This is a genomic window from Streptomyces sp. NPDC048825 (assembly GCF_043198355.1).
GTDB lineage: Bacteria > Actinomycetota > Actinomycetes > Streptomycetales > Streptomycetaceae > Streptomyces > Streptomyces xiangluensis.
On sequence record NZ_JBICUR010000004.1, the window covers coordinates 456,667 to 481,514 of the forward strand.

At 70.3% G+C, this 24,848-nt stretch carries 21 protein-coding genes and 1 riboswitch; of the genes, 4 read left to right on the plus strand and 17 right to left on the minus strand.

Annotated features, from left to right (window positions below):
* Positions 1-126 precede the first annotated feature (126 nt).
* Positions 127-522, plus strand: coding sequence for a RidA family protein (locus ACGFNK_RS13535; RefSeq protein ID WP_393415570.1), 396 nt, complete (start codon positions 127-129; stop codon positions 520-522).
* A gap of 95 nt (positions 523-617) precedes the next feature.
* On the opposite strand, the gene ACGFNK_RS13540 is transcribed toward ACGFNK_RS13535, so the two are convergent.
* A complete protein-coding gene (locus ACGFNK_RS13540) occupies positions 618-1,604 on the minus strand; it encodes an endonuclease/exonuclease/phosphatase family protein (protein WP_393415572.1) in 987 nt (328 codons plus the stop codon).
* 116 nt (positions 1,605-1,720) lie between these two features.
* Positions 1,721-2,371 carry a M15 family metallopeptidase gene (locus ACGFNK_RS13545; protein ID WP_393415429.1) on the minus strand — a complete coding sequence of 217 codons (651 nt, stop codon included), beginning with the start codon at positions 2,369-2,371 and terminating at the stop codon, positions 1,721-1,723.
* Positions 2,372-2,458: 87 nt separating this feature from the next.
* Here ACGFNK_RS13545 and ACGFNK_RS13550 point away from each other — a divergent pair, with 87 nt between their 5' ends.
* The 3 genes from ACGFNK_RS13550 to ACGFNK_RS13560 all read left to right on the plus strand — a co-directional run bounded on the left by ACGFNK_RS13550 (position 2,459) and on the right by ACGFNK_RS13560 (position 4,881).
* On the plus strand, positions 2,459-3,154 hold the full coding sequence (locus ACGFNK_RS13550) for a response regulator transcription factor (protein WP_393415431.1): 696 nt from the start codon (positions 2,459-2,461) through the stop codon (positions 3,152-3,154).
* Positions 3,147-4,259, plus strand: coding sequence for a sensor histidine kinase (locus tag ACGFNK_RS13555; protein ID WP_393415433.1), 1,113 nt, complete (start codon positions 3,147-3,149; stop codon positions 4,257-4,259). Before ACGFNK_RS13550 ends, ACGFNK_RS13555 begins: the two co-directional genes overlap by 8 nt.
* Before the next feature lie 211 nt (positions 4,260-4,470).
* Complete coding sequence (locus ACGFNK_RS13560) at positions 4,471-4,881, plus strand: hypothetical protein (protein WP_393415435.1); 411 nt, start codon at positions 4,471-4,473, stop codon at positions 4,879-4,881.
* 90 nt (positions 4,882-4,971) lie between these two features.
* Here ACGFNK_RS13560 and cobC read toward each other — a convergent pair whose 3' ends face one another.
* The 15 genes from cobC to ACGFNK_RS13635 all read right to left on the minus strand — a co-directional run bounded on the left by cobC (position 4,972) and on the right by ACGFNK_RS13635 (position 24,682).
* Positions 4,972-6,075 (minus strand): Rv2231c family pyridoxal phosphate-dependent protein CobC, encoded by a 1,104-nt coding sequence (gene cobC / locus ACGFNK_RS13565; protein WP_393415437.1) that lies wholly within the window; start codon positions 6,073-6,075, stop codon positions 4,972-4,974.
* A complete protein-coding gene (locus ACGFNK_RS13570; RefSeq protein ID WP_393415438.1) occupies positions 6,065-6,994 on the minus strand; it encodes a sirohydrochlorin chelatase in 930 nt (309 codons plus the stop codon). The genes cobC and ACGFNK_RS13570 overlap by 11 nt, the downstream gene beginning before the upstream one ends.
* The gene (locus ACGFNK_RS13575; protein WP_393415440.1) at positions 6,991-7,650 is read right to left on the minus strand and encodes a precorrin-8X methylmutase; all 660 of its coding nucleotides are present in this window, start codon (positions 7,648-7,650) and stop codon (positions 6,991-6,993) included. Before ACGFNK_RS13575 ends, ACGFNK_RS13570 begins: the two co-directional genes overlap by 4 nt.
* Positions 7,647-9,374: a precorrin-3B C(17)-methyltransferase gene (gene cobJ, locus ACGFNK_RS13580; protein WP_393415442.1), complete on the minus strand. Its 1,728-nt coding sequence runs from the start codon at positions 9,372-9,374 to the stop codon at positions 7,647-7,649. The genes ACGFNK_RS13575 and cobJ overlap by 4 nt, the downstream gene beginning before the upstream one ends.
* Positions 9,371-10,639, minus strand: a complete 1,269-nt coding sequence (cbiE, locus tag ACGFNK_RS13585; RefSeq protein WP_393415574.1) for a precorrin-6y C5,15-methyltransferase (decarboxylating) subunit CbiE — start codon at positions 10,637-10,639, stop codon at positions 9,371-9,373. Before cbiE ends, cobJ begins: the two co-directional genes overlap by 4 nt.
* Positions 10,640-10,647: 8 nt before the next feature.
* Positions 10,648-11,466 carry a precorrin-4 C(11)-methyltransferase gene (gene cobM / locus ACGFNK_RS13590; RefSeq protein WP_386345476.1) on the minus strand — a complete coding sequence of 273 codons (819 nt, stop codon included), beginning with the start codon at positions 11,464-11,466 and terminating at the stop codon, positions 10,648-10,650.
* 287 nt (positions 11,467-11,753) lie between these two features.
* Entirely contained in the window at positions 11,754-12,506 is a 753-nt protein-coding gene (gene cobI / locus ACGFNK_RS13595; protein WP_393415444.1) for a precorrin-2 C(20)-methyltransferase, read from the minus strand.
* Positions 12,503-14,011, minus strand: coding sequence for a cobyrinate a,c-diamide synthase (locus tag ACGFNK_RS13600; RefSeq protein WP_393415446.1), 1,509 nt, complete (start codon positions 14,009-14,011; stop codon positions 12,503-12,505). The genes cobI and ACGFNK_RS13600 overlap by 4 nt, the downstream gene beginning before the upstream one ends.
* Entirely contained in the window at positions 14,005-14,604 is a 600-nt protein-coding gene (cobO, locus tag ACGFNK_RS13605) for a cob(I)yrinic acid a,c-diamide adenosyltransferase (RefSeq protein ID WP_344392966.1), read from the minus strand. The genes ACGFNK_RS13600 and cobO overlap by 7 nt, the downstream gene beginning before the upstream one ends.
* A complete protein-coding gene (locus ACGFNK_RS13610; RefSeq protein ID WP_393415448.1) occupies positions 14,604-16,652 on the minus strand; it encodes a putative cobaltochelatase in 2,049 nt (682 codons plus the stop codon). Before ACGFNK_RS13610 ends, cobO begins: the two co-directional genes overlap by 1 nt.
* Complete coding sequence (gene cobN, locus ACGFNK_RS13615) at positions 16,649-20,305, minus strand: cobaltochelatase subunit CobN (protein WP_393415450.1); 3,657 nt, start codon at positions 20,303-20,305, stop codon at positions 16,649-16,651. Before cobN ends, ACGFNK_RS13610 begins: the two co-directional genes overlap by 4 nt.
* Positions 20,302-21,900: a cobyric acid synthase gene (locus tag ACGFNK_RS13620; protein ID WP_393415452.1), complete on the minus strand. Its 1,599-nt coding sequence runs from the start codon at positions 21,898-21,900 to the stop codon at positions 20,302-20,304. The genes cobN and ACGFNK_RS13620 overlap by 4 nt, the downstream gene beginning before the upstream one ends.
* The gene (locus ACGFNK_RS13625; RefSeq protein WP_393415454.1) at positions 21,897-22,868 is read right to left on the minus strand and encodes a cobalamin biosynthesis protein; all 972 of its coding nucleotides are present in this window, start codon (positions 22,866-22,868) and stop codon (positions 21,897-21,899) included. The genes ACGFNK_RS13620 and ACGFNK_RS13625 overlap by 4 nt, the downstream gene beginning before the upstream one ends.
* Before the next feature lie 124 nt (positions 22,869-22,992).
* Positions 22,993-23,133: riboswitch (cobalamin riboswitch) on the minus strand.
* Positions 23,134-23,230: 97 nt separating this feature from the next.
* Positions 23,231-23,452, minus strand: coding sequence for a hypothetical protein (locus ACGFNK_RS13630; RefSeq protein ID WP_393415456.1), 222 nt, complete (start codon positions 23,450-23,452; stop codon positions 23,231-23,233).
* Positions 23,453-23,464: 12 nt separating this feature from the next.
* Positions 23,465-24,682: an anion permease gene (locus ACGFNK_RS13635; protein ID WP_393415458.1), complete on the minus strand. Its 1,218-nt coding sequence runs from the start codon at positions 24,680-24,682 to the stop codon at positions 23,465-23,467.
* Between the last annotated feature and the right edge of the window lie 166 nt (positions 24,683-24,848).

Below are 24,848 nucleotides of genomic sequence, written 5' to 3' on the forward strand. Positions count from 1 at the left end.
TATCGAAATACGTGACCAAGGATGTCGTGATTTGTTGCGAGGCTCGTCAACACGACGTCGAGGCCGGCGGCTACCGAGCCGATGGCCGTACGTACTCCCCATGAATCGAATGGAGCTGACGTGGCAGTGGAACGAACGGCGGTCAACCCGGTGACGTGGTCGGTGGAGATGGGATTCAACCAGGGCGAGGTCGTCTCCGGGCACACCCGGACCCTGTACATCTCGGGGCAGACCGCGATGAGCGGCGACGGCAAGCCCCAGCATGACGGTGACATGGCGGCGCAGTTGACGCTGAGCATCGACAACCTGGAGGCCGTGCTCGGCGAGGCCGGCATGTCTCTCGCGAACCTCGTCCGGCTCAACGTCTACACGACCGACGTCGATCTGCTTTTCCAGCACTACGGCGTGCTGGCGGCGCGGTTGGGCGCCGCGGAGGTGGCGCCGACCACCACGATGCTCGGGGTGACACGGCTGGCGATCCCCACCCTGATGGTCGAGCTCGAGGGGACCGCCGTCGCGTGATGCGACGTTCGGGCTGACGGTGCCGGGACGCGCCTTGGTCTGCGACAGCAGATCCGGCGGGAGGCGCGGGAAGGATCCGGAGGGTTTGCACGCGTTCACCAGCTGATTCCGGCCGCCACCGGCAGGTGGTCGCTGCCGGTGGCCGGCAGCACCCACGAGCTCTCCGGCTCCACGCCGCGGACCAGGATCTGGTCGATCCGCGCCACCGGGAAGGACGCCGGCCAGGTGAAGCCGAAGCCCTCCCCGGCCGCGTTCTGGGCCGAGCGCAGCTGTGAGGTGATGCCGTCGAACGCGCGGTCGTCCATGGTGCCGTTCAGGTCGCCGAGCAGCACCACCCGCTCGTTCTGCTCGGCGGCGAGGGCCTCGCCGAGCGCCTGCGCGTTGCGGTCCCGCGAGTCCGTCCAGAAGCCCGCCCTGGGATTCACCCGTACGGACCCCAGGTGGGCCACATACACCGCCAGCGGCCCGTGGTCGGTGGTCACCGTGGTGCGCAGCGCCCGGTTGTAGGCCATCTTGACCTCGTCCGGCTTCGTGTCCCCCAGCGGCCCGGCGTCCATCTTGATGTCGACCGGCTGGGTGTCCGACAGCGGCAGCTTGCTCCACAGTCCGACCGTGCCCTGCACCGTGTGGTACGGATACGCCTTCGCCAGCCCCTTCTCGTACGTGCCCCTGGCCTGCTCGGTCATCTCCTGCAGGGCCAGCACGTCCGCACCGGAGGCGGCCAGGTCGCGGGCGGTGCCGGCCGGGTCGGGGTTGTCGGCGCCGACGTTGTGGCCGGCCACCGTGAGGTCGCCGCCCGGGTGGGACTTGTCGCTGAGCAGCGCGCCGAAGAGGTGCAGCCACACCATGACCGGCAGCAGCAGCGCGACCACCGCGGAGACGGAGCGACGCCACAGCGCCCCGGCAAGGAGCACCGGGATGAACAGGCCGAACCACGGCAGGAAGGTCTCCACCAGGCTGCCGAGGCCCCCGATCCGGTTCGGGATCTTCGCATGCAGCAGCATGAGCAGGCCGAGCAGCAGCGCCAGCGCAGCGAGCACCGGGCCGCGCTTCCAGGGCCCCGGCCGGGAGCCGATGCGGATCGCCCGGCGGATGCCCGCGCGCCAGGTACCGGAGCCGGTACCCCGGCGGCCGGCGCCGCCCTGCCCGGTCTCCGCCGTGTCCACCTGCGCCACCGTCAGTCCTCGCTCACTGCCGGTCACTGCTGCATCCTCGGGTCCTGGGTGGGGTCCGCATACATACGCGGGCAACCACGATCGATCGCAGTGGTGCGCAGTTCGTAGTGCCAGGGTTCGTTCCTGTAGACCTGGCACAGCCCGTACTCGGCACCGTGTTCGGAAAGCCACGCCATCGCATCGGAGCTCCCGATGTCGACCGCGTCCCCCGACACGTGAGGAGACGTCACCGCGGTGGCCACCCATCGGGCGGCCTCGTCCGCAGACCCGTATTTGGAGACCGCCTCGCGAAGAAGCTGATTCTGGTACTCCGGGGAACGCCAGCCGCTGGTGACGGAGAACTCGACTCCGTCGTCCGCGGCAGCCGTTGCAGCCCGGCGGAGGGCCTTGAGCAGACCTGGATCGAGGTTGGCCACAGCCGGAATCGCGTCATCGAAGACCGTCACGTCGTCGGGGACCGCACCGTCAGCCTCGCCGAGCGCACCACCGTGCTCACGGTGAAGCGGATTCGAGGACGATGCGGCCGAGGGGGACGAAGAAGGCGAGGTGGACGAGGACTTCGGCGCCTGGCAGCCGAGGGTGGTGATCACTGCGATGACGGCTATCAGGTCGACGACAAGGAGCCGGCGAATCCGGCGGGTCGATGTTCGTGCTGATGGTGGGGTCCAAGTCATGCCGCCAGTCAAGGCAGCGTGGTGTTGCCGGCACGTATGCGGTTTTCGATACGCCGACGATATGTGCCGACTCGTAGCCTCAAGAACATGCGTGTGTTGGTTGTCGAGGACGAGCCGTATATGGCAGAAGCCATCCGCGATGGTCTGCGCCTGGAAGCGATCGCGGCGGACATCGCCGGTGACGGCGACACCGCTCTGGAACTGCTCGGCATCAACACCTACGACATCGCCGTTCTCGACCGCGACATCCCCGGCCCCTCCGGCGACGAGATCGCCAAACGCATCGTCACCTCCCGCAGCGGCATGCCGATCCTCATGCTCACCGCCGCCGACCGACTCGACGACAAGGCCTCCGGGTTCGGACTCGGCGCCGACGACTACCTCACGAAGCCGTTCGAGCTCCAGGAGCTCGTGCTCAGGCTCAGGGCACTCGACCGCAGGCGTGCACACACCAGGCCTCCCGTACGAGAGATCGCAGGTCTGCGTCTGGATCCGTTCCGCCGCGAGGTCTACCGTGACGACCGCTACGTCGCGCTGACCAGGAAGCAGTTCGCCGTGCTCGAAGTCCTCGTCGCCGCCGACGGCGGTGTCGTCAGCGCCGAAGAACTCCTGGAACGCGCGTGGGACGCGAACGCCGACCCATTCACCAACGCCGTGCGCATCACGGTCTCGGCACTGCGCAAACGTCTCGGCGAACCCTGGATCATCGCCACCGTGCCAGGCGTCGGCTACCGCATCGACACGCAACCGGAGGCCGGAGACGAGGGAGGGGACCGTGGATAGGGCACCCGGGTTGAGCGTTCGCCTCAAACTCACCCTCAGCTACGCCGGATTCCTCATGGTCGCAGGCGCCTTGCTGCTCACGGCGGTGTGGGTGTTCCTCCTGCGTTACGTCCCCGATCGTGCGATGCTCATCAACCCCGATGACAAACCCACGAGCGGTGTCTTTCCCGTCCGGTCCGCCCTCCTGGACGTTTTCGCTCCGAGGGCACTCGCAGTACTGGCGTTCCTGCTGCTGTTCGGTCTCCTGGGAGGGTGGCTTCTCGCCGGCCGCATGCTCGCCCCCCTGACTCGCATCACGGACGCCACCTGCATGGCCACGAACGGATCACTCTCCCACCGGATCCGGCTACCGGGCCGCAGGGACGAGTTCCGCGAACTCGCCGACGCCTTCGACACGATGCTCGCGCAGCTCGAAGCACACGTCGCCGAACAGCAGAGATTCGCAGCCAACGCCTCTCACGAGTTGCGCACCCCACTGGCGATCTCGAAGGCACTGCTCGACGTGGCCCGCACCGATCCGAACCACGACACCGGCGAACTCGTCGACCGCCTCCACGCCGTCAACACCCGAGCCATCGACCTCACCGAGGCACTGCTCCTGCTCAGCCGCGCCAACCAACGGTCCTTCACCCGAGAACACGTCGACCTGTCCCTCATAGCGGAAGAAGCCACCGAAACACTCCTCCCCGTCGCGGAAAAGCATGGCGTCACCATCGAGACTTCTGGCGACGTCGCTCCCACGATCGGATCGCAAGCGCTCCTGCTGCAGCTGACCATGAATCTCGTGCACAACGCCATCGTCCACAACCTGCCTGAACAGGGCACCGTGTGGGTGAATACCGGCGTCCGCCCCAAGACTGTGGTGCTCACTGTCGAAAACACTGGCGAGAATATGTCCCCACGGCTGGTGTCGACACTCGCCGAACCATTCCAGCGCGGCACCGAGCGCATACACATCGACCACGCAGGCGTCGGCCTCGGCCTGGCAATCGTCAAAACCATCACCCAGGCACACGACGGAACGCTCACCCTCACCCCGCGCTCTGCCGGCGGGATCCGCATCACCGTGGAACTACCCGCGACAGCCCCGCACACCGACAGGTGAAGAATCAGGGAATTGACGCGCCTCGTGCCGAGCTGCGCCTCGTCCCGCGGTGAAGTGCCCTGCAAAGCAAGGCAGTTGACTGAGGATGCGGAGCTGGGCGATCCGCTCCGGCAGTTCACCGCGCTGATGTCGCGGGGTCGTTGACATGCCCGAGGCGAGCCGCGATCTTTGTGAACCGACCGCTGTTTGACCAACAAAAGGGGGAAATCCAATGCGGATGGTGCGTCTCGCTGTGGCGGGCACGATGATGGCTTCCGGGATGCTCGCGTTCGGCGTGGCTCCTGCGCAGGCAGCCACCTATTGCAGCGGCTGGAAGCAGGTGGAGAGCTTCCAGGAGCGGGCCTGTGTCATCACCGAGAGCGGGAGCAAGATCAGGCACCGGCACGAGGTCCGCAACCTGATCGACCGGACGCAGTCGACCCAGGTGACCACGTTCCGGTACATCAACGGCAGCGTCAGCGTCTGCAAGAGCGCGCAGAGGGTGTCGTTCTCCGCGCACCAGACCAAGAGCTGGTCGTGTGTCAGCACCCGGATTTCGGGATCGAAGTACATGACCCGCGGCTACATCACCAAGCAGGGCGGCGGCAATGTCGGTGTGGACTCGCGGACCATCACTGGCTGACCCGCCTCCCCACGCCGAGAGTTGACGGCCCTCGTCGTGCGCTGCCTCGTAGCGCACGACGGGACTGGGGCATGTGCACGCATGCCCGCACTACGACCCCGTGGCCTCACAGCCGCCCGCCAGCGTCATCGCCCGGTCCAGCGCCTGCAGGAAGCCGTTCACGGTCGCCCGGTCCCGGACCGCCAGCCGCAGCCAGTCCTCGCCCAACCCCGGGAACGTGTCGCCGCGGCGCACCGCGTATCCGAGGGTGCGCAGGTGGTGGCGTACGAGCGCCGCGTGGGGGAGTCGTACGAGGACGAAGGGGCCCTCGGCGGGCTCGGCCACCGACAAGCCGTCGGAGGCGAACTCCTTGAGGCCCTCGACGAGATGGGCGCGGTCCGTGACGACGCGGTGGGCCGCCTCGGACTGTTCCGCGAGAGCCCGCGGAGACATGCAGGCCTCCGCCGCCGCGAGGGCCGGTGTGGAGACCGGCCAGAGGGGCTGGGCCCGCTGCAGGTCCGCGATCACCTCCGGAGGAGCGAGCACGTAACCGATCCGCAGCCCGGCCAGACCCCACGTCTTTGTGAGGCTGCGCAGCACCACCAGGCCGGGGACGTCCGTCCGCCCGGCAAGGGCCTCGCATTCCCCCGGCACCGCGTCCATGAACGCCTCGTCGACCACCAACGTCCGTCCAGGGCGGGCGAGTTCAGCGATCCCCGCAGCCGGGTGCAGCACGGACGTCGGGTTGGTCGGGTTTCCGATCACCACCAGGTCCGCGTCCTCGGGGACGGCCGAGGGGTCGAGACGAAAGCCGTCCGCCGCCCGTAGCACGACCCGGTCCACGCTGTGGCCCGCGTCCCGCAACGCCGCCTCCGGCTCGGTGAACTGCGGGTGCACCACCACCGGCTGACGTACCTTCAGGGCGCGGGCGAGCAGCACGAAGGCCTCCGCCGCGCCCGCCGTGAGGAGTACACGCTCCACGGGGAGCCCGTGCCGGGCAGCCACCGCCGCGCGCGCGGACCGCCCGTCCGGGTAGGCGGCCAGCCCGGCCAGCGACCCGGCGATCCGCTCGCGCAGCCACGCCGGGGGCGTGTCGGCGCGGACGTTGACCGCGAGGTCGACGAGGGCCGAGCCGTCGTCGCGTACCTCCGCGTCACCGTGGTGACGGAGGTCGTGCGCCCGGTTCTCGGGTCCCTCGGCTCTCTCAGTGCGCATGGGAGTGTGCATGCCCGTGGTGGTGACCACCGTGATGGTGATCGTCGTCGTCCGGGTGGAAGTGCGGCTGCTGGGGCATGCCCACCTTGTCCTCGAAGCCCGGCAGCGCGATGCGGTAGACGCAGGAGTCGCAGTTCATCCGCAGGTCGCCGGCCACGGCTTCCCGGTAGCGCTCCATCACCAGGTCGAGCAACTCCGGCTCCGGGCCGATGACTTCGGCCGACCGTACCTCGATATCCGGGTGTGCCGCCGCCCAGCCTTCGGTCTGCAGCCGCACCCGGTCCGGCAGGATGCCGGTGAACAGGAAGTAGGGGAGCACGACGATCCGCCGGGCGCCCAGCCTCGCGCAGCGGTCGAGGCCGGACGGCACATCCGGCGCCGCCAGCGACACGAACGCGGTCTCCACCCCCGCGTAACCTCGCCCCTCCCACAACAGCCGCGCCGCCTTGTGGACCTCCGCATTGGCGTCCGGGTCGGTCGAGCCGCGGCCGACGAGGAGGACGGTCACATCGGCCCGGTCGAAGGGCGTGCGCGCCGTGGAGCCGAGCGCCTCGTCGAGCCGTCGCTCAAGGACGGTGAGCAGCGCGGGGTGCGGGCCGAGCGGGCGCCCGTACGTGTACGAGATCCCCGGGTGCCGTTCCTTCTCACGGGCCAGCGCTGCCGGAATGTCACCCTTGGCGTGCCCGGCGGACACGAGCATCAGCGGGACGGCGGCGAAACGGCGTACCCCTTGCTCGACCAGCTCCGTCACGGCGTCGCCGAGCGGCGGCGGGGACAGTTCGATGAAGCCGCCCGCGACGGGGAGTTCGGGGGTGCGGCGGCCCAACTCCCGTACGAAATCACGGAAGGCCTCGGCGCCCGCGTCGTCCCGGGTGCCGTGTCCGGCGATGAGCAGGGCGGGCGGCTGGGACGTGGTCACGGTTTCTCCTTCAGGGGCTCTGAGGCCTCGGATACGGCGGATGGAACTGGCGAAACGGGTGGATCTGGGGGTACGGGTTGATAGAGCAGGGCGTTCAGCGCCGCCGCGGCGACCGCCGAACCGCCCTTCTCGGAGACGTTGCTGACGGCGGGCAGCCCGCTCTCCCGCAACGCGGCCTTGGACTCCGCCGCGCCGACGAAACCCACGGGCAGACCGATGACGAGCGCCGGAGCGGCGTCCAGCGTCAGCAGCTCCTCCAGCGCGGTCGGAGCACAGCCGATCACCCAGAGCGCACCGGGCCCGACCTGCTCGTACGCGAGCCGGATCGCATGCGCCGAACGCGTCAGCCCGGGACCGGAACCGGCGTCCTTCAGCCGGCACACGGTCTCGCGCCGGGTGATGCCCGCCGCGACCATCTCCACGTCCACCACGACGGGCGCCCCGTCGTGCAGCGCGCCATGGGCCTTCTCCAACGCGGCCTCGTCCATGACGAGATCCTCCGCGTACGCGAGGTCGGCGGCCGAGTGGATCACCCGCTCCACGACCGCGCGCGTCAGCGGCGGGAAATGCGAGGTGTCGAGCCGGGCGCGCAGCCGCCGGAAGGACTCCACTTCGATGGGGTGCACGGCCCGGGACTCCGGGAACACTTGGCTCATCGGGGCTCCTCCTGCCAGCGATATCCGCGCGGCGTCACCATGCGGCCCGAGATCTCACGGGTCGCCGTGTTGCCCACCGTCACGACCGTCATCATGTCGACGGTGGCCGGGTCGAGTTCGGCGAGTGCGGTGAGGCGGCTGGACTCGTCCGGGCGGGAGGCGTTGCGTACGACACCGACGGGTGTCGTCGGCTCCCGGTGTTCCCCGAGGATCGCGAGGGCCTTGGGGAGCTGCCAATCGCGGCCCCGGCTACGGGGGTTGTAGAACGTCACCACGATGTCCGCCTCCGCGGCGGCCCGTACCCGACGCTCGATGACCTCCCACGGAGTGTGCAGGTCGGACAGGCTGATCGACACGTGGTCATGGCCGAGCGGCGCGCCCAGGATCGCCCCGGCCGCGAGCGCGGCGGTCACTCCCGGCACTCCGACCACGTCGATGTCGTCGGACGCCTCCGCGAGCGCGGGCGAGGCCATCGCGTACACGCCCGCGTCCCCGCTGCCGATGAGCGCGACGGCGTGACCGAGTCGGGCTTCTGTGACGGCAGTTCGGGCTCGTTCCTCCTCCGCTCCGAGCCCGGACTCCAGGATCCGGGTGCCGGGCCGGAGCAGGTCGCGGATCTGGGCGACGTACTGGTCGAGGCCGACGAGCACGGAGGCGCGGCGCAGTTCCTCCCTGGCGCGTGGGGTGAGGAGGTCGCGCGCGCCGGGGCCGAGCCCGACGACGGCAAGCCGACCGCGGGACGGACGTCGTACGACGGCGCAGGTCGCCATCGCGGGCTGTCCGGGCTGCCCGGCCGACTTCTGCTTGGGTACGAGGAGTTCGCCGCCCCGTACGAGCGCGGCGGCCTCCGCGACCGAGGGCGTACCGACGGCGGTCAGCGGGGCGTCCGACGGGTTCGGCACGTCCACGGCCGCCAACTCCTCGGCGGAGTACGTGACCAGGGGGACCCCGAGGCGGGCGGCTGCCTCCAGGAGGCCGGGCTCGTCGGCCTTGGCTTCGACGGTGGCGAGTTCGGCGACGGACTTCGCGGAGAGCCCGGCATCGCGCAGGGCATCCGCGATGTTCCCCAACACCTCATCCACGGGCGCGCCCTTGGAAGCGCCGACGCCGATGACGAGGGAAGGCGGACGGAGGACGACTTCATGCGCGGCGGGCTCGACCAGCCGGTCGCTGACGCGGATCGTGTACTGATCTGTCAGAGCAGTGAGGCCAGTCAGACCTGTCGGGCCTGTCGGGGTTACGGGAAGGGGCGGGAGCGGCCACGGCACCTCCGCCTCCAGGGCTACGGGCTCCCCGTCCAGCAGAGCGCGCGTCACGGCGGCGACATCCCCCTCGACCGGAAAACCGAGCGTGTCGAGGCCGGGCAGACCGACCGCGTCCGTCGCCGTCGTCACCACGGGCTGTGCGCCCAGCAACTCACCCACCGCGTGGGCGAGTTCATTGGCGCCACCCCCGTGCCCGCCGACAAGCGGGACGGCGAACCGACCGCCCTCGTCGACACACACGATCCCGGGGTCGGACGCCTTGTCCTCCAACAGGGGTGCGACGAGCCGGACCACAGCCCCCGTTGCCAGGAAGCACACCAGCTGCTCACACTCCGCGAAGGCCCGCCGCACGGCATCACCCACGGGGCCGTCGTACACCCGCGTGCGATCCGGCCAGGCCGCGGCCACCCGTTCACGGGCCCTGACACCCGCCGCCGTCGCCGAAATCAGGCCGATCACTGAGCAACTCCCTCGGTACGCGCCGGAGGCCGGACGCCCCACAGCAGAAAGACGGGATTGGTCGCCGCGAGCCGGGTCACGTCCCCGGGCAACGGCGCGAGCCGGGACGACTGCAGCAGTACGCCGTCGCAGCTGAATCCGGCGGCCAGCAGCGCCTCCCGTGCCGCCGGAACCCGGTCCAGCGCGGCCATCGCCACCACGACCGCCCGCCGCGCCCGCCGTGCGCAGGCCGTCACGATGGCGGCCAGCTCACGCCCGCCGCCGCCGATGAACACGGCGTCGGGGTCGGGGAGTTCGGACAGTACGGCGGGTGCGACGCCCTGCACGACGGTCACGTCGACACCTTGCGCGGCGGCGTTGGCGCGTACGCGCTCCACGCCGTCCTCGCTCTTCTCGACGGCGGTCACGGCGGCCCCGAACCGTGCGCACTCCACGGCGACCGAGCCGGAGCCCGCGCCGATGTCCCAGACGTGGTCGCCGAGCCGCGGCCCGAGCCGGGCCAGCGCCAGGGCCCGTACCTCGAACTTGCTGATCATCGAGTCGCGATACGTGAACTCGCCCTCGTCCAGAGCCCATTGGGTGGGACCGGGCACCGCCCCGGCGATCGTGCGTACGGGGGAGACGGCGCGTGACTCGTCGAGGCACAGCACGACGCTGACCGCCGGCCCCCAGTCGCGGGCGGCGGCCTCGGCGGGCGTGACCCGCTCGACGCGCTCGTCCGGGCCCGAGCCCAGGGCCGAGGCCACGACGAGGACGCGTTCGCTCGACTGTGATCGCAGCGCGGCGCCCAGTTCCGCCGGCCCGGCGCCCGGGCCGGTCAGCACCGCCACCTTGGGGTGGGCCAGGCAGACGTTCACCGCGGTCCGTGGGTCCCGGCCGTGGGCGCTCACCACGATCGCGTCGTCCCAGGTCAGGCCCAGGCGCGCGAAGGCGGTCGCGACGGACGAGACAGCGGGGCGTACGTCCAGGGTGTGGGCGCCGAAGCGGTCGGCGAGCGCTCGCACGATGCCGAAGAAGCCGGGGTCTCCGGAGGCCAGCACCACGACGCGCCCCTGAGCTGTGTGGTCCGCGGGCTTCTTCAGGTGCTGCTCGATCGCGTCGAGGGCAGGGGGCAGCGGGCCGAGCACGATCTCTTCCGTCGTGTCCGGCAGGTCGGCCGCCGTCAGGTGCCGACGGGCGCCCACGACGAGCGTCGCCGTGGCCAACTCGGCCTCGGCGTCCGGAGGAAGGGGCGACCCGGTTCCCGTACCGATGACGGTGATCACGGTTGTGATCATGGTGTGGCACCTCGTGTACGCAGCGCCTTACGTGCCTCGGGGTCCGCCTTGCGGAAGCCGTGGAAGTGGCCCGGGTGGTAGAGGTGCGAGCGGGTGCCGTGCGCGTCGAGGGCCGCGCCGACCAGGAACAGCGTGTGCTTCCACAGCTTGTGCTCCTTGACGGTCTCCTCCAGCGTGCCGATCGTGCACTTCACGATCAGCTCCTCCGGCCAGGTCGCCTGGTACGCGACCACGACCGGCGTCGTCGTCGGGTAGCCGCCCTCCAGCAGTTCCCGTACGAGCTGGCCGCTGCGGGCGGCGGACAGGAACAGCGCCATGGTGGTGCCGTGGCGGGCGAACTCGCGTACTTCCTCGCCGGGCGGCATGGGTGTCTTGCCGCCGCCGAGGCGGGTGAGGATCACGGACTGGGCGATCTCGGGGATGGTCAGCTCGCGTTGTGCCAGGGCGGCGACGGCGGAGAAGGAGGAGACGCCGGGGATGATCTCGGTCTCGATGCCGATGCTTTTGCACCGGTCGAGCTGTTCCTGCGTACCGCCCCACAGGGCCGGGTCGCCGGAGTGGATGCGGGCCACCTTGAGGCCTTCCGTTGCGGCCCGTTCGTACACGGCCACGACGTCCTCGAGCGACATGGTTGCCGAGTCGAGGATCTCCGCTTCCTCGCGTGCGTGGTCCAGGACCTCCTCCTGCACCAGGCTGGCCGCCCAGATGACGATGTCGGCCTCTGCGATCGCCTTCGCGGCGCGGAAGGTGAGCAGGTCGGCTGCGCCGGGCCCGGCGCCGACGAAGGTCACCTTGGGGGTGGGGGCGTCGGGCATGGGGTGGGTCCTCTCCTACGAGTGATCAGTGGCTGCGGGGACATTGGGTGCGGGCTGGGAGGTGGCTGAGGTGATGGGGGCCTGCGGCGCTTCTTTCCTCAAGCCCACCCCTTCCCGTAACCAGGGGCGCTGCCCCTGGGCCCCGCAGGGGGCTCCGCCCCCAGACCCCCGATCAGCCTGAGCGGCCTCGTCCTCAAGCTCCCCCACTCTCGGCTTCGCTCGAGCGGGGGGACCCCCACGACGGGCTGCCAGTGGCTGGTGGCCTGGGTGCGAGTGGCTCCGGCCGTTCACAGCTTGCCGCCGCGTTCGCCTTTGCGTGGGGCGGGGGCGATGAGGGTGGAGAGGTACGGCAGGGGAGTGCTGTCCATGTCGGATGCGGGGCGGATCGACTCGTCGGGCAGGCCCAGTGCCGAGCCCCACACCGCGTCATCGAGCCGCCCGGTTTCCCGCAGCGCCGCGGCCACTTCCTCCGCGAGGCGGCCGAACTTGTACGCGACAACCGTCCCCGGACCGCTCAGCGCGTCCTTCAGCACGGCGGAGCCCGCAGTGACGGGGACGAGGGTGAGTGGCTCGGTGCCCTCGGTCAGTACGGCACCTGAGCGGGCGGCGAGGTCCTGCATGGCGGTGATGCCGGGCACCGTTTCGACGACCGTGCCCGGGATCAACTCCTCGATGGTCTGCGCGAGATAGGTGAACGTGGAGTACACGTTCGGGTCGCCGATGGTGGCGAAGGCGACCGTGGCGTGGGCGCGCAGCAGCTCGGCCACCCGCGCACCGGCCGCGTCCCAGGCGGCCTCGCGCCGTGCGCGGTCCGACCGCTCGTTGAGCGCGAACACGACCCGTACGACCTTGTCCTCGGGCACGTAGTGCAGCACGGTGGCCTCGGCGCGCCCGCGTTCGCCCCCATCTTTTCCATCAAATGCAGCCATCACGGGGACGACGACCACGTCCGCCGCGCGGAGGGCATTGACCCCCTTGACGGTCACGAGCTCCGGGTCCCCGGGCCCCACTCCGACTCCGATCAGCCTGCTGCTGCTCATGACGTCCGGCACCTCTCCACGAACCGACGGGCGACGCCGGGTGCGGACGCCCAGTGCGTGTGCACGTAACTCGCGTGCACACCTTGTTGTACAAAACCTTCGACTCGCCGCCCCGGAGCATGGAGCCCCCAGGCGGGAGCGGCGCCCGCGCCGGGCTCGACGACGGTGCGGTGAAACTCGTGACCGCGCATACGCGTCCCGGCTGCGGCGAGGACGCTGTCGCTCACGGCCACGGCGTCCCGGTACCCGAGGGTCAGCCGCTCGTCCATACGGGCCGTCGCCTCCAGCACGCCGCACATGGGCTGCCCGTCGAGCTCACGGGAGAGGTAGAGGAGGCCGGCGCATTCGGCGGCGACGGGAGCACCACTGAACGCCAGCTCGGCGATGGCTTTGCGCAGGGGTTCGTTGGCGGACAGCTCGGAGGCGTACACCTCCGGGAACCCGCCGCCGATGACCAACCCTGCCGTTCCGTCCGGGAGTTGCTCGTCATGGAGGGGGTCGAAGGTGATGACTTCGGCTCCGGCGGCGGCGAGGAGTTCGGCATGCTCGGCGTAGGAGAAGGTGAAGGCGGGGCCGCCGGCGATGGCGACGATGGGGGACTTCGGCTGGTTCGGGGCTGTTGGCCTGGCTGGTTCCTTTGAGCTCAGTCCAGGCACAAGCAGCCCGTCCGGCGTTTGAGGACGAGGCCGTTCAGGCCGATCGGGGGTCTGGGGGCGGAGCCCCCAGTTTCGGGAAGGGGCGGGGCTGGGGAAAGAAGCGCCGCAGGCCACCACCTCAGCCGGATCCCAACCCGCACCCGACAACCCAGGCGCACTACGCGCCAGCGCAAGCAGCGCAGACAGATCACACCCCTCCCGCACCCGCGAGGCCATGACCTCGACCGCCCCCACGGCCTCCGCCCGCCGCTCGGCAACCGGCACCAGTCCGAGGTGCCGAGAAGGCGTCCCCACCTCCCGAGCCCGCCGCAAAACACCAAGCGCCGGCACCCCGGACTCGTCCAACGCCTCCCGCAACATCACCTCATGCCGCTCGGACCCCACCTTGTTGAGGATCACGCCCGCAACCCGCACCTCGGGATCCCAGGAAGCAAACCCATGCACGAGCGCAGCCACCGACCGAGCCTGCGCCGACGCATCAACAACCAACACCACGGGCGCCCGCAGCAGCTTCGCCACATGAGCGGTGGACGCCAACTCCCCCTCCCCGGCGGCCCCGTCGTACAGCCCCATCACACCCTCGACAACGGCGACATCACACCCGCGCGCACCATGCGCGAACAACGGAGCCACCAACTCCGCCCCACACAGATAGGGATCGAGATTCCGCCCCACCCGCCCCGCGGCAAGCGCGTGATACCCGGGATCGATGTAGTCGGGCCCCACCTTGTGCGGAGACACGGCAAGCCCCCGCGAGGCGAACGCCGCCATCAGCCCCGTAGCAACAGTGGTCTTGCCGCTTCCGGAAGAAGGCGCGGCAATGACCAGCCGAGGGACGGAAATCACCACTCGATGCCCCTCTGGCCCTTCTGGCCGGCGTCCATCGGATGCTTGACCTTGGACATGTCGGTGACGAGATCGGCGAAGTCGACGAGCTTCTCGGGCGCGTTCCGCCCGGTGATCACCACATGCTGCGTTCCGGGCCGGTCCCGAAGCACTGCGATGACCTCGTCGACATCGACCCACCCCCAGTGCATGGGGTACGCGAACTCATCGAGGACATACAGCTTGTACGTCTCGGCAGCGAGGTCACGCTTGACCTGCTCCCACCCCTCGCGGGCCTTCTCCTCGTTGTCCATCTGGGAGTCGCGCTGCACCCAGGACCAGCCCTCACCCATCTTGTGCCAGTCGACGGACCCGCCCTCACCGGAGGCACCGAGGACCCGCAACGCGTTCTCCTCGCCGACCTTCCACTTCGCCGACTTCACGAACTGGAACACCCCGATCGGCCACCCCTGATTCCAGGCCCGCAACGCGAGCCCGAAGGCGGCGGTGGACTTGCCCTTGCCGATCCCGGTATGCACCACGACCAGCGGCCGATTACGTCGCTGACGCGTCGTCAAACCGTCGTCCGGTACGACACTCGGCTGTCCCTGCGGCATTACGCGGCCCTCCTGCCGTTGCCCCTGCTGCCCTGAACGTCCCTGACAAGACCGGCGATCGAGTCGGCCCGCAGCTCGTCCAACGTCACTGCCGTACCGCCGAGTTCACCTGCGAGCTGCCCGGCAAGCCCGAGCCGTACGGGCCCCGACTCGCAGTCGACGACCACGGACGCGACCCCGTCGGCCGCGAACAGCCGCGCCGCGCGCCCAGCGAGCGTGACGGGCTCCGGCCCACCCGTGGCCCGCCCGTCCGTCACCACGACGACGAGTGAACGCCGCGCGGGATCCCTGAGCCGTTCCACCCGCAGCACGTCATGGGCACGCAACAGCCCTGCGGCCAGCGGTGTCCGCCCACCCGTCGGCAACGACTCCAGCCGTGCCGCCGCCGCGTCCACCGACGAGGTCGGCGGCAACGCGACCTCGGCGTCCTTCCCCCGGAAGGTCACCAGCCCCACCTTGTCCCGCCGCTGATACGCGTCGAGCAGCAGCGACAGCACGGCCCCCTTCACCGCGCTCATCCGCTGCCGTGCGGCCATGGACCCGGAGGCGTCCACGACGAACAGCACGAGGTTCCCCTCACGGCCCTCCCGCGTCGCCTGCCGCAGATCGTCGCGCCGTACGACAAGTCCGGGCCCCGACCGTCCGCGCGCCCGCTGATGCGGGGCCGCGGCCTGCACGGTCGCCGCCAAGTGCAGCTTGGTGAGCGCCCCTCGGGGCCGCCGGGCCCCGGTGGTCCGCCCGTGCTCGGTCCGCGCCCGGGACCGCCGTCCGGCAGCACCCTCGCCGAGTCCGGGCACGCTCAGCATCTTGGTACGAAAGGGCTCGGCAGCCCGTACGGGGGACTGCTCACCGCCACCGGGTGCTGCCGGTGCCTGCCCGTCGCCCTCCGAGTGCTCGCCCTGCGCCGGAACATCAGCGGCGGGGGAGTCATCCCCGTCCGGCCCGTCCTGCGGCGGCTGCCCGCCACCGCCGGGCCCGTCCGGATCCGGATCCGGATCCGGATCCGGATCCGGGTCTTCGTCGCCGGCGTCGTCACCGCCGCCGAACTCCTCCAGCGTGTCGTCGAGCTTGTCCTCGTCAAGTCCCGGCGCATCAAAGGGATTACGCCGCCGCCGATGCGGCAGCGCGAGCAGAGCCGCCTGTCGCACGTCCTCCGCGAGGACATCCGTCCGCCCGGCCCACGCGGCCAGCGCCGTCGCGGTCCGCGCCATCACGATGTCGGCCCGCATCCCGTCGACCTCGAAGGCCGCGCAGGTCGCCGCGATCTGCCGCAGCGCCCCGTCGCCGAGCCGTACGGAGGGCAACAGCTCCCGCGCCGCCACGATCCGCGCCCGTACGGCGGCCTCGTCGTCGGCCCAGCGCGCCGCGAAGCCGGCCGGGTCGTCGTCGTACGCGAGCCGCCGCCGCACGACCTCGACCCGCTGGTCGGGCTCCCGCGAGGCGGCGACCTCGACGGTCAGTCCGAAGCGGTCCAGCAACTGCGGCCGCAGCTCGCCCTCTTCGGGATTCATGGTGCCGACAAGGAGGAACTTGGAGGCATGCCGCACGGAGACGCCCTCGCGCTCGACGTACGAGGCACCCATCGCGGCGGCGTCCAGGAGCAGGTCGACGAGGTGGTCGTGCAGCAGATTCACCTCGTCGACGTAGAGGATCCCGCGGTGGGCGTCGGCGAGCAGGCCGGGTTCGAAGGCCTTCACGCCCTCGGACAGGGCACGCTCGATGTCCAGCGCCCCCACGAGCCGGTCCTCGGACGCGCCGACGGGCAGCTCGACCATCCGGGCCGGACGGGACGTACCCGCGCCCGTCTCGTGCGGCCCGTCCGGACACGCCGGATCCGGCGACACCGGGTCGCACGAGAAGCGGCACCCGGCGACGACGTCCACCTCCGGCATGAGCGCGGAAAGGGCGCGTACGGCTGTGCTCTTGGCGGTGCCTTTTTCGCCGCGCACGAGCACGCCGCCCACCGCAGGTGACACGGCGTTCAGCAGCAGGGCGAGCCGCAGGTCGTCCTGACCGACGACAGCCGTGAACGGAAAGGGGGTACTCACTGGTCGTCGCCCTCCAAGTCGCCTTCGAGCTCCAGGTACGTGGCGCGCAGCCGTTCCAGCGTGTCGGCGTCCGGCTCGGCCCACAGCCCCCGGTCGGCGGCCTCCAGCAGCCGCTCTGTGATCCCCCTCAGCGCCCAGGGGTTGGACTTCTTCATGAAGTCCCGGTTCTCCGCGTCGAAGACGTACTCGGCGCTGAGCTTCTCGTACATCCAGTCGTCCACAACCCCGGCCGTGGCGTCGTACCCGAAGAGGTAGTCGACGGTCGCCGCCATCTCGAACGCACCCTTGTAGCCGTGGCGCCGCATGGCGGCCATCCAGCGCGGGTTGACCACGCGGGCGCGGAACACGCGGTGCGTCTCCTCGCCGAGGGTGCGGGTCTTCACCTGGTCGGGCGTGGCGGAGTCGCCCACGTACGCCTCCGGACTCGCCCCCGTCAGATGCCGCACCATGGCGACCATCCCGCCGTGGTACTGGAAGTAGTCGTCCGCGTCGACGAGGTCGTGCTCACGGGTGTCCACGTTCTTCGCGGCGACAGCGATCCGCTTGAACGCCGTCTCCATGTCGCCGCGCGCTGCCCGCCCGTCGAGTCCGCGCCCATACGCATAGCCGCCCCACACCGCGTACACCTCGGCGAGATCGGCGTCGGAGCGCCAGTTGCGGGCGTCGATGAGCGGCAGCAACCCCGCCCCGTACGCGCCGGGCTTCGAACCGAAGATGCGGGCCGTCGCACGTCGCCGGTCGCCGTGCTCAGCGGTGTCCTCGTCGGCGTGCGCCCGTACGAAGTTCCTGTCCGTGGGCTCGTCCAGCTCCGCCACCGCCCGCACCGCGTCATCGATCAGCCCCACCACATGCGGGAACGCATCGCGGAAGAACCCGGAGATACGGACCGTGACGTCAATCCGCGGCCGGCCCAGCTCCTCGACCGGAACCACCTCGAAGCCCGTCACCCGGCGCGACGCGTCGTCCCACACCGGACGGCAGCCGAGCAGGGCCAGGATCTCCGCGATGTCGTCGCCCTGCGTGCGCATCGCGGACGTACCCCACACCGTCAGACCCACGGACTGCGGATACTCACCCGTGTCCTGGAGATACCGCTGCACGAGCGAGTCCGCGAGCGACTGCCCGACCTCCCAACTCAGCCGTGACGGGATCGCCTTGGGGTCGACCGAGTAGAAGTTCCGGCCGGTCGGGAGGACGTTGACCAGACCGCGGGTCGGGGAGCCCGACGGGCCCGCCGGGACGTAACCGCCGTCCAGGGCCCGGAGGATGTGGTCGATCTCGTCAGTCGTACGGGCGAGACGCGGCACGACCTCACGGCACGCGAATTCCAACACCGCGACCGCGTCCGGGAGTTCGGTGCCGACGACCTCGCGTACGAGACCTGGCACGGCCGTGACGTCCCACCCGCGCTCCTCCATGCCCTCCGCGACCCGGCGGCACAGGATCTCCAGGAGGTCGATCGCGTCCGAGGCCGTGCGTGACGGTCCGTCGACGAGGTCGGTCAGCTCGGCCGGCACCTTCAGCGGCGTGCCCGGCTCGGCGAGCAGCTCCTTCTCGACCAGGCCGAAATGAGACGCGAACGAGGCGCGCAGGCCAGGCAGCGCGTTCGCCGCACCGCCCCACACCTGTGAGGCCCGCAGGACGGCGAGTACGAGATTGACGCGTGGCTCGCCCACCGGGCCACCGCCGAGGATGTGCAGCCCGTCCCGGATCTGGACGTCCTTGATCTCGCACAGATAGCCGTCGATGTGCATGACGAACTCGTCGAATGCGTCGTCGTCCGGCTGATCGTCCACATGCAGGTCGTGGTGCAATTCGGCGGCTTTGACCAGCGTCCAGATCTGGGCGCGCACCGTCGGCGCCTTCGTCGGATCCAGGTCGGACACCAGGGCGTACTCGTCGAGCAGTTGCTCCAGTTTCGCGAGATCCCCGTACGTGTCCGCGCGCGCCATCGGCGGCACCAGGTGGTCGACGACCGTGGCGTGACCGCGGCGCTTGGCCTGGGTGCCCTCGCCGGGGTCGTTGACGATGAAGGGATAGATCAGCGGCAGGTCGCCGAGCACTGCGTCCGGTGCGCAACCCCCGCTCAGCCCGAGTCCCTTGCCGGGAAGCCACTCCATCGTGCCGTGCTTGCCCATGTGTACGATCGCGTCCGCGCCGAACGAGAGTTCCAGCCACCTGTACGCCGCCATGTAGTGGTGCGACGGCGGCATGTCCGGGTCGTGGTAGATGGCGATCGGGTTCTCGCCGAAGCCACGGGGCGGCTGGATCATGACCACGACGTTCCCGAACTGGAGGGAGGCCAGCACGATGTCGTCCCCGTCGACGTACAACGAACCCGGCGGCTCACCCCACGCCTCCAGCATCCCGTCCCGCAGTCCGGGGTCGAGCTTGTCGAACCAGGCCTGGTAGTCGGCGAGCGGTACGCGCGCGGGTGCGGAGGCCAGTTGATCCTCCGTCAGCCACTCCACGTCGTGACCGCCGGCCTCGATGAGCCGGTGGATCAACTCGTCGCCGTTGTCGGGGTATCCGCTCACCCCGTACCCGGCGTCCCGCAGGGCATCCAGCACCCGCACGGCCGATGCGGGCGTGTCCAGCCCCACCGCGTTCCCGACCCGCGAGTGCTTCGTCGGGTAGGCGGTGAAGACGAGCGCCAGCTTCTTCTCGTCGTTCGGCTTGTGCTTCAACTGCGCGTGCCGTACGGCGATTCCGGCCACCCGCCCGGCCCGCTCCGGATCGGCGACGTACACCGGAACGTCGTCAGGGCCCTGCTCCTTGAAGGAGAACGGGACCGTGACGATCCGTCCGTCGAACTCCGGGATCGCGACCTGCATCGCCGCGTCCATGGGGGAGAGGGCGGCATCGGAGTCATCCCATGCCTGCTTCGACGATGTGAGGCAAAGCCCTTGCAGCACAGGGATGTTGAGGTCGGCCAGCGCCCCGATGTCCCAGGCCTCCTCGTCACCGCCGGCCGACGCCTGCGAGGCGTGCGTGCCTCCTGCCGCGAGCACGGTGGCGACCAGCGCGTCGGCTCGCCCGAGGATCTCGTACAGGCCGGCGTCGGCACCGCGCAGCGAACCGCAGTACACGGGAAGGGCGTTGGCGCCGCGCGCCTCGATCGCGTCGCAGAGGGTGTCCACGAAGGCGGTGTTGCCGGACAGCTCGTGGGCCCGGTAGAAGAGGACGCCGACGGTCGGGCGGCCGTCGACGTACGGACGCTCACCGTGGACGCCGTACTCGGCCATCTTCTGCGGCTCTTCGAAGCCTTCGCCCGTGAGCAGCACGGTGTCGGAGAGGAAGCGGGCCAGCTCGGCGAGGTTCCCGGGGCCGCCCTCGACGAGGTACCGAAGCGCCTCCGCCACGACACCGGCCGGCACCGACGACTCCGCCATCAACTCCGCGTCGGGAACGGCCTCTCCGCCGAGCAGTACCGTCGGGATCCCGGACGCCTTCAACGCCGCGAGCCCGTCCTCCCAGGCGCGTTTGCCACCCAGCAGGCGTACGACGGCGATGTCCGCGCCCTCGATCAGCGCGGGCAGCTCCTCCGCCACATCCACCCGGGTCGGATTGCCGATCCGGTACGAGGCGCCGGAAGCGGCCCGGGCCGCCAGCAGATCCGTATCGGCGGTCGACAACAACAGCACTGTGCTCATGCGGGCGCTCCCGGTGGAATGAAGGGCAGTCCTGAGGGCGCGCCAGACTCGATGAGTCGCCACAGCGCGTCCGTGTCCGCGTGGTTCTCGATCAGATCGCCGAGCCGGTCCAGCTGCTCCTCACGCAGCGCGGCGAACGACGTGTCTGCGGCCGGTACGAAACGGCGGCCCGCGGCGGCCGCCACCTCGCGCAGGAAGGCCCGCCGGAAACCGTCCGACTCGAGCGAGCCGTGCCAGTGCGTCCCCCAGACCTCGCCGACCCGGCAGCCGTCCAAGCTGTGTCCATTGTCATCAGAGATGAACGCGGTTCCGCCGGTGACTTCGGCTACGCCGTGATGGATCTCGTACCCCTCGACGTACTCGCCGAGGGCCTCGCCGACGGGGCGGGTGAGGGTCTTCTCCCGCGCGAACCGCACGCGTACGGGGAGGAGTCCGAGTCCGTCGACATGGCCCGCGCGCGACTCGACCTCGTCCTCGATGTGCTCGCCGAGCGCCTGGAAGCCGCCGCAGATCCCGAGGACGGGCCGCCCTTCAGCGGCTCTGCGCATCAGCGCATCCGCGAGTCCGCGCTCCCGCAGCCATTCCAGGGCCCTGACCGTCCCTCGGGTGCCGGGCACGACGACCAGGTCCGCGTCGGCCAGCTCCTCCGCCCGATCCACGAACCGCACGACGACGCCCGGTTCGGCGGCGAGCGCGTCCACGTCGGTGAAGTTGGACATCAGGGGGATCGCGCAGACGGCGACCCGTAGGACGTCCTCCCCGACGGGCGGAGCGACCACCGACTCGCGCACCGTGCCCCGCAGTGACACGCGCAGCCCGTCCTCCTCGTCGATGCCGAGGCCGTGCTGGAAGGGGAGCACGCCGTACGTGGAGCGTCCGGTGAGGGAGTGCAGCATGTCCAGCCCCGGCTCCAGCAGCGACACGTCGCCGCGGAACTTGTTGACCAGGAACCCGGCGACGAGCGCCTGGTCCTCGCGGGACAGCAGAGCGATCGTCCCGAAGAACGACGCGAAGACCCCGCCACGGTCGATGTCACCCACCACCAGCACGGGAAGCCGGGCGTTCCTGGCGATTCCCATGTTCACGATGTCCGTCCGCCGCAGATTGATCTCGGCGGGACTGCCCGCCCCCTCACAGATCACCGCGTCATACGTGCCCCGCAACTCGGCCAGGCACTCCAGCACGGTTCCAAGGAGCTGCTCCTGCCTGCCCCCGTGCAGCACTTTCCCGGGGGACACAGCGCCTGACAGCGGCTCCGCCGCGGGCCCAGAACCCCCGAAGAACCCGCGCGCGCTCAACTCGCCCACCGGTTTGCCCATCAGCACGACCTGGCTGCTGCGGTCGCTGCCCGGCTTCAGCAGTACGGGGTTCATGAGCGCCGTCGGCTCGACGCGTGCGGCCTGTGCCTGCATGGCCTGCGCGCGCCCGATCTCGGCGCCCTCGCGTGTGACGAACGAATTGAGGGACATGTTCTGCGCCTTGAAGGGCGCGACCTTGACGCCCTGGCGCACCAGCCACCGGCAGATCCCGGCGGTGACGACGCTCTTGCCGGCGTCGGAGGTGGTCCCTGCGACAAGCAGCCCGCCGCCGCTCATGACGTACGCCCCTTTGCGCTCAGCCGCCCGTTGAGAAGCCGTGTCGTGAGGAGCCGTCCGGCCACGCACACACCGAGGGCCAGTCCGCCCACCCGCTGCGAGAGGCGTACGGCCCGCTCGATGTCGTCGACCTGGACGGCCCGTCCCTCGCCGTTGAGTACCGGCCGGTGCTCAACTCGCCCGCCGTACGAGAGTGTCCCGCCAAGGCGTACGCCCAACGCCCCCGCGAACGAGGCCTCGACGGGCCCGGCGTTGGGGCTCGGGTGCTTGGCGGCGTCGGTGCGCCAGGCGCGTACGGCCCCGCGGGGATCGCAGCCCGCGACGGTCGCGAGCACGGCGGTCAGCCGGGCGCCCGGCCAGCCCGCCACGTCGTCGAGCCGCGCGGAAGCCCAGCCGTACCGCCGGTACTTGGGCGATTTGTGCCCGACCATGGCGTCCAGCGTGTTGACGGCCCGGAAACCGACGAGCCCCGGCGCACCTGCCACCGCACCCCACACCAGTGCGCCCACCACCGCGTCGGAGGTGTTCTCGGCGACGGACTCGACGACGGCCCGGGCGATCCCGTCGGCGTCCAGCGCCTGCGGGTCCCGTCCGCACAGGTGCGGCAGCCGCTCCCGGGCCGCCTCGAGATCCCCGGCCGCGAGTGCCTCGCCGACGGCCCGGGCCTCGCGGCCGAGCGAAGTCCCGCCGACCACGGCCCAGGTGGCGGTGGCGGTCAGTGCGACGGAGGCGGTACGGGAGGTACGTACGGACGTGGCGGCGATGGCCGCGAGGGATACGGCACCGCCTACGCATACGGCGGTGTGCAGCGCGCCCCACCCACGGTGGTCCTGCCACAACACCCGCTCCACGGCGCCCGCGGCCCGCCCGAACGCGGCGACCGGATGCCCATGGCGCGGATCGCCGAGGAGGAGGTCACCGAGGAGGCCGGCGGCGGCGCCGTACGCGAAAACGCGATCGGCACGCATGGGGTCAGCCTGTCGCTACGTCAGGCAGAACCCTTTGCGCCCTTGAAACCCTCGTACTCGGCAAACTGATCCGCAACAGGCAGCCGCACATGGCGATATGTCCTCACTCAGGGTGTCCGCGCCCTGGTTCGACGAGACCGACGGCGAGAGTTCCTGGCTCCCGGGGAACTGCTTCCCCGGTCACAGTGGCGGGACCGCGCCGGACTCACACCGGCTTCCTCTTCTGCCGCCGTACTTGGCTCGGGCAGTCCACCACGCCCGCGAACCGCCGTCAACTTGCCGCTGACCTGCGGAGGGAGAGTGTGCTAAGGCCCACACGGGCGGGTGGGGCGCCGGACGTCAAAGGGTGGGGTGCAGGGACGTCAGGCCACGATCAGGTAGATGCCGTACGCGACCGCCGCCGTGCACGCCGTGAAGCATGCGTACGCGCCGGTGGTCGCGAGGAGCGCGGAGTTGCCCTGGGCGGACGCCGACTCGCGCCGGGAGAGGCCGGCGATGCCGAGGGTGAACAGGCCCACGAGGGCGACGGTGACGATGAGGCTGACTCCGAAGACGGAGCCGAGGGCTGCCCAGTCGATGTGCATGGTGTGGATTCCTCAGACCGTGGCGGTGCGGGTGGCGGGCTCGGTGTCCGGCTCTTCGACGGTGCCCGTCGGGGGCGGGGTGACGGCGGCGATGGCCGTGGTCACCACGTCGGGGGTCTCCTCTGCGTCGTCGACCTCGTTGACGTTCGTGTGGTCGACCACCTCGCGGCGGGAGACCACCCAGATCGCGGCGCTGGACGCGATCAGGAAGACGGCGACGAACGCGGTGCCCCAGGTGCCGAAGGAGGTCACGTACTCCGCGATCGCGGCGACCAGGGCCGCTGCCGGCAGCGTCAGGCCCCAGGCGACGAACATCCGGGTGGCGGTGGACCAGCGGACCACACCGCCCTTGCGGCCGAGGCCCGCGCCCATCACCGAGCCGGAGACCGAGTGCGTGGTGGACAGGGAGAAGCCGAGGTGCGAGGAGGCCAGGATGACCGTGGCCGCGCTGGTCTGGGCGGCGAAGCCCTGCTGCGGCTGGAGGTCGGTGAGTCCCTTGCCCATCGTCCGGATGATGCGCCAGCCGCCGAGGTAGGTGCCGAGTGCGATCGCGAGACCGGCGGAGAGGATGACCCAGACGGGCGGGTCGGAGTCGGGGGCGATGGCGCCGCCGGTGACCAGGGCGAGGGTGATGATGCCCATGGTCTTCTGCGCGTCGTTCGTGCCGTGAGCCAGCGAGACGAGCCCCGCGGAGGCGATCTGACCTGTGCGGTAGCCCTTCTTGGCGGCTTCGCCGTTCGCGTTCCTGCCGAGCCTGTACGTCAGCTTGGAGGCAAGCATCGCGGCAAGGCCCGCGACCAGCGGGGCGGCGATCGCGGGGATCAGCACCTTGGTGACCAGGACGTCGCCGTGCACCGCGCCGGCGCCGGCCGAGGCGATGGTGGCGCCGATCAGGCCGCCCATGAGGGCGTGCGAGGAACTGGACGGCAGGCCTACGAGCCAGGTCAGCAGGTTCCAGAGGATGGCGCCGACGAGCGCGGCGAAGATCACCTCGGGTTGGATGCCGGTTTCGTCGACCAGGCCCTTGGAGATGGTGTTGGCGACCTCGATCGAGAGGAAGGCGCCGACAAGATTGAGTACGGCGGACATGGCCACCGCGGCCTTGGGCCGCATCGCGCCGGTCGAGATGGTAGTGGCCATCGCGTTGGCGGTGTCGTGGAAACCGTTCGTGAAATCGAACGCGAGGGCGGTGACCACCACTATCGCGAGGATCAGCGAGAAGTTCTCCATTTACCTGGTCTTCTATTGGACGTCAGCGGCTCGTGGACCGTAGGCAACCTGGATGAACGGAAGATGAACTCAGCAGGGCCACGAGATGTATCGAAACGAGGCGTCACTGTAACGAGACGCCACCCCTCCAGGTACCCGGAGGGGTGGCGTGTAGTCGAACTGAGGC

What these genes read in the sequence shown, in the direction of transcription:
- cobC (WP_393415437.1), bottom strand. Translation starts at nt 6,075, where the DNA reads ATGCGCACTGAGAGAGCCGAGGGACCCGAGAACCGGGCGCACGACCTC.
- ACGFNK_RS13575 (WP_393415440.1), bottom strand. Translation starts at nt 7,650, where the DNA reads ATGAGCCAAGTGTTCCCGGAGTCCCGGGCCGTGCACCCCATCGAAGTG.
- cobO (WP_344392966.1), bottom strand. Translation starts at nt 14,604, where the DNA reads ATGCCGCAGGGACAGCCGAGTGTCGTACCGGACGACGGTTTGACGACG.
- ACGFNK_RS13630 (WP_393415456.1), bottom strand. Translation starts at nt 23,452, where the DNA reads ATGCACATCGACTGGGCAGCCCTCGGCTCCGTCTTCGGAGTCAGCCTC.
- ACGFNK_RS13625 (WP_393415454.1), bottom strand. Translation starts at nt 22,868, where the DNA reads ATGCGTGCCGATCGCGTTTTCGCGTACGGCGCCGCCGCCGGCCTCCTC.
- ACGFNK_RS13545 (WP_393415429.1), bottom strand. Translation starts at nt 2,371, where the DNA reads ATGACTTGGACCCCACCATCAGCACGAACATCGACCCGCCGGATTCGC.
- ACGFNK_RS13560 (WP_393415435.1), top strand. Translation starts at nt 4,471, where the DNA reads ATGCGGATGGTGCGTCTCGCTGTGGCGGGCACGATGATGGCTTCCGGG.
- ACGFNK_RS13550 (WP_393415431.1), top strand. Translation starts at nt 2,459, where the DNA reads ATGCGTGTGTTGGTTGTCGAGGACGAGCCGTATATGGCAGAAGCCATC.
- ACGFNK_RS13620 (WP_393415452.1), bottom strand. Translation starts at nt 21,900, where the DNA reads ATGAGCGGCGGCGGGCTGCTTGTCGCAGGGACCACCTCCGACGCCGGC.
- cobM (WP_386345476.1), bottom strand. Translation starts at nt 11,466, where the DNA reads ATGCCCGACGCCCCCACCCCCAAGGTGACCTTCGTCGGCGCCGGGCCC.
- cobI (WP_393415444.1), bottom strand. Translation starts at nt 12,506, where the DNA reads ATGAGCAGCAGCAGGCTGATCGGAGTCGGAGTGGGGCCCGGGGACCCG.
- ACGFNK_RS13635 (WP_393415458.1), bottom strand. Translation starts at nt 24,682, where the DNA reads ATGGAGAACTTCTCGCTGATCCTCGCGATAGTGGTGGTCACCGCCCTC.
- cobN (WP_393415450.1), bottom strand. Translation starts at nt 20,305, where the DNA reads ATGAGCACAGTGCTGTTGTTGTCGACCGCCGATACGGATCTGCTGGCG.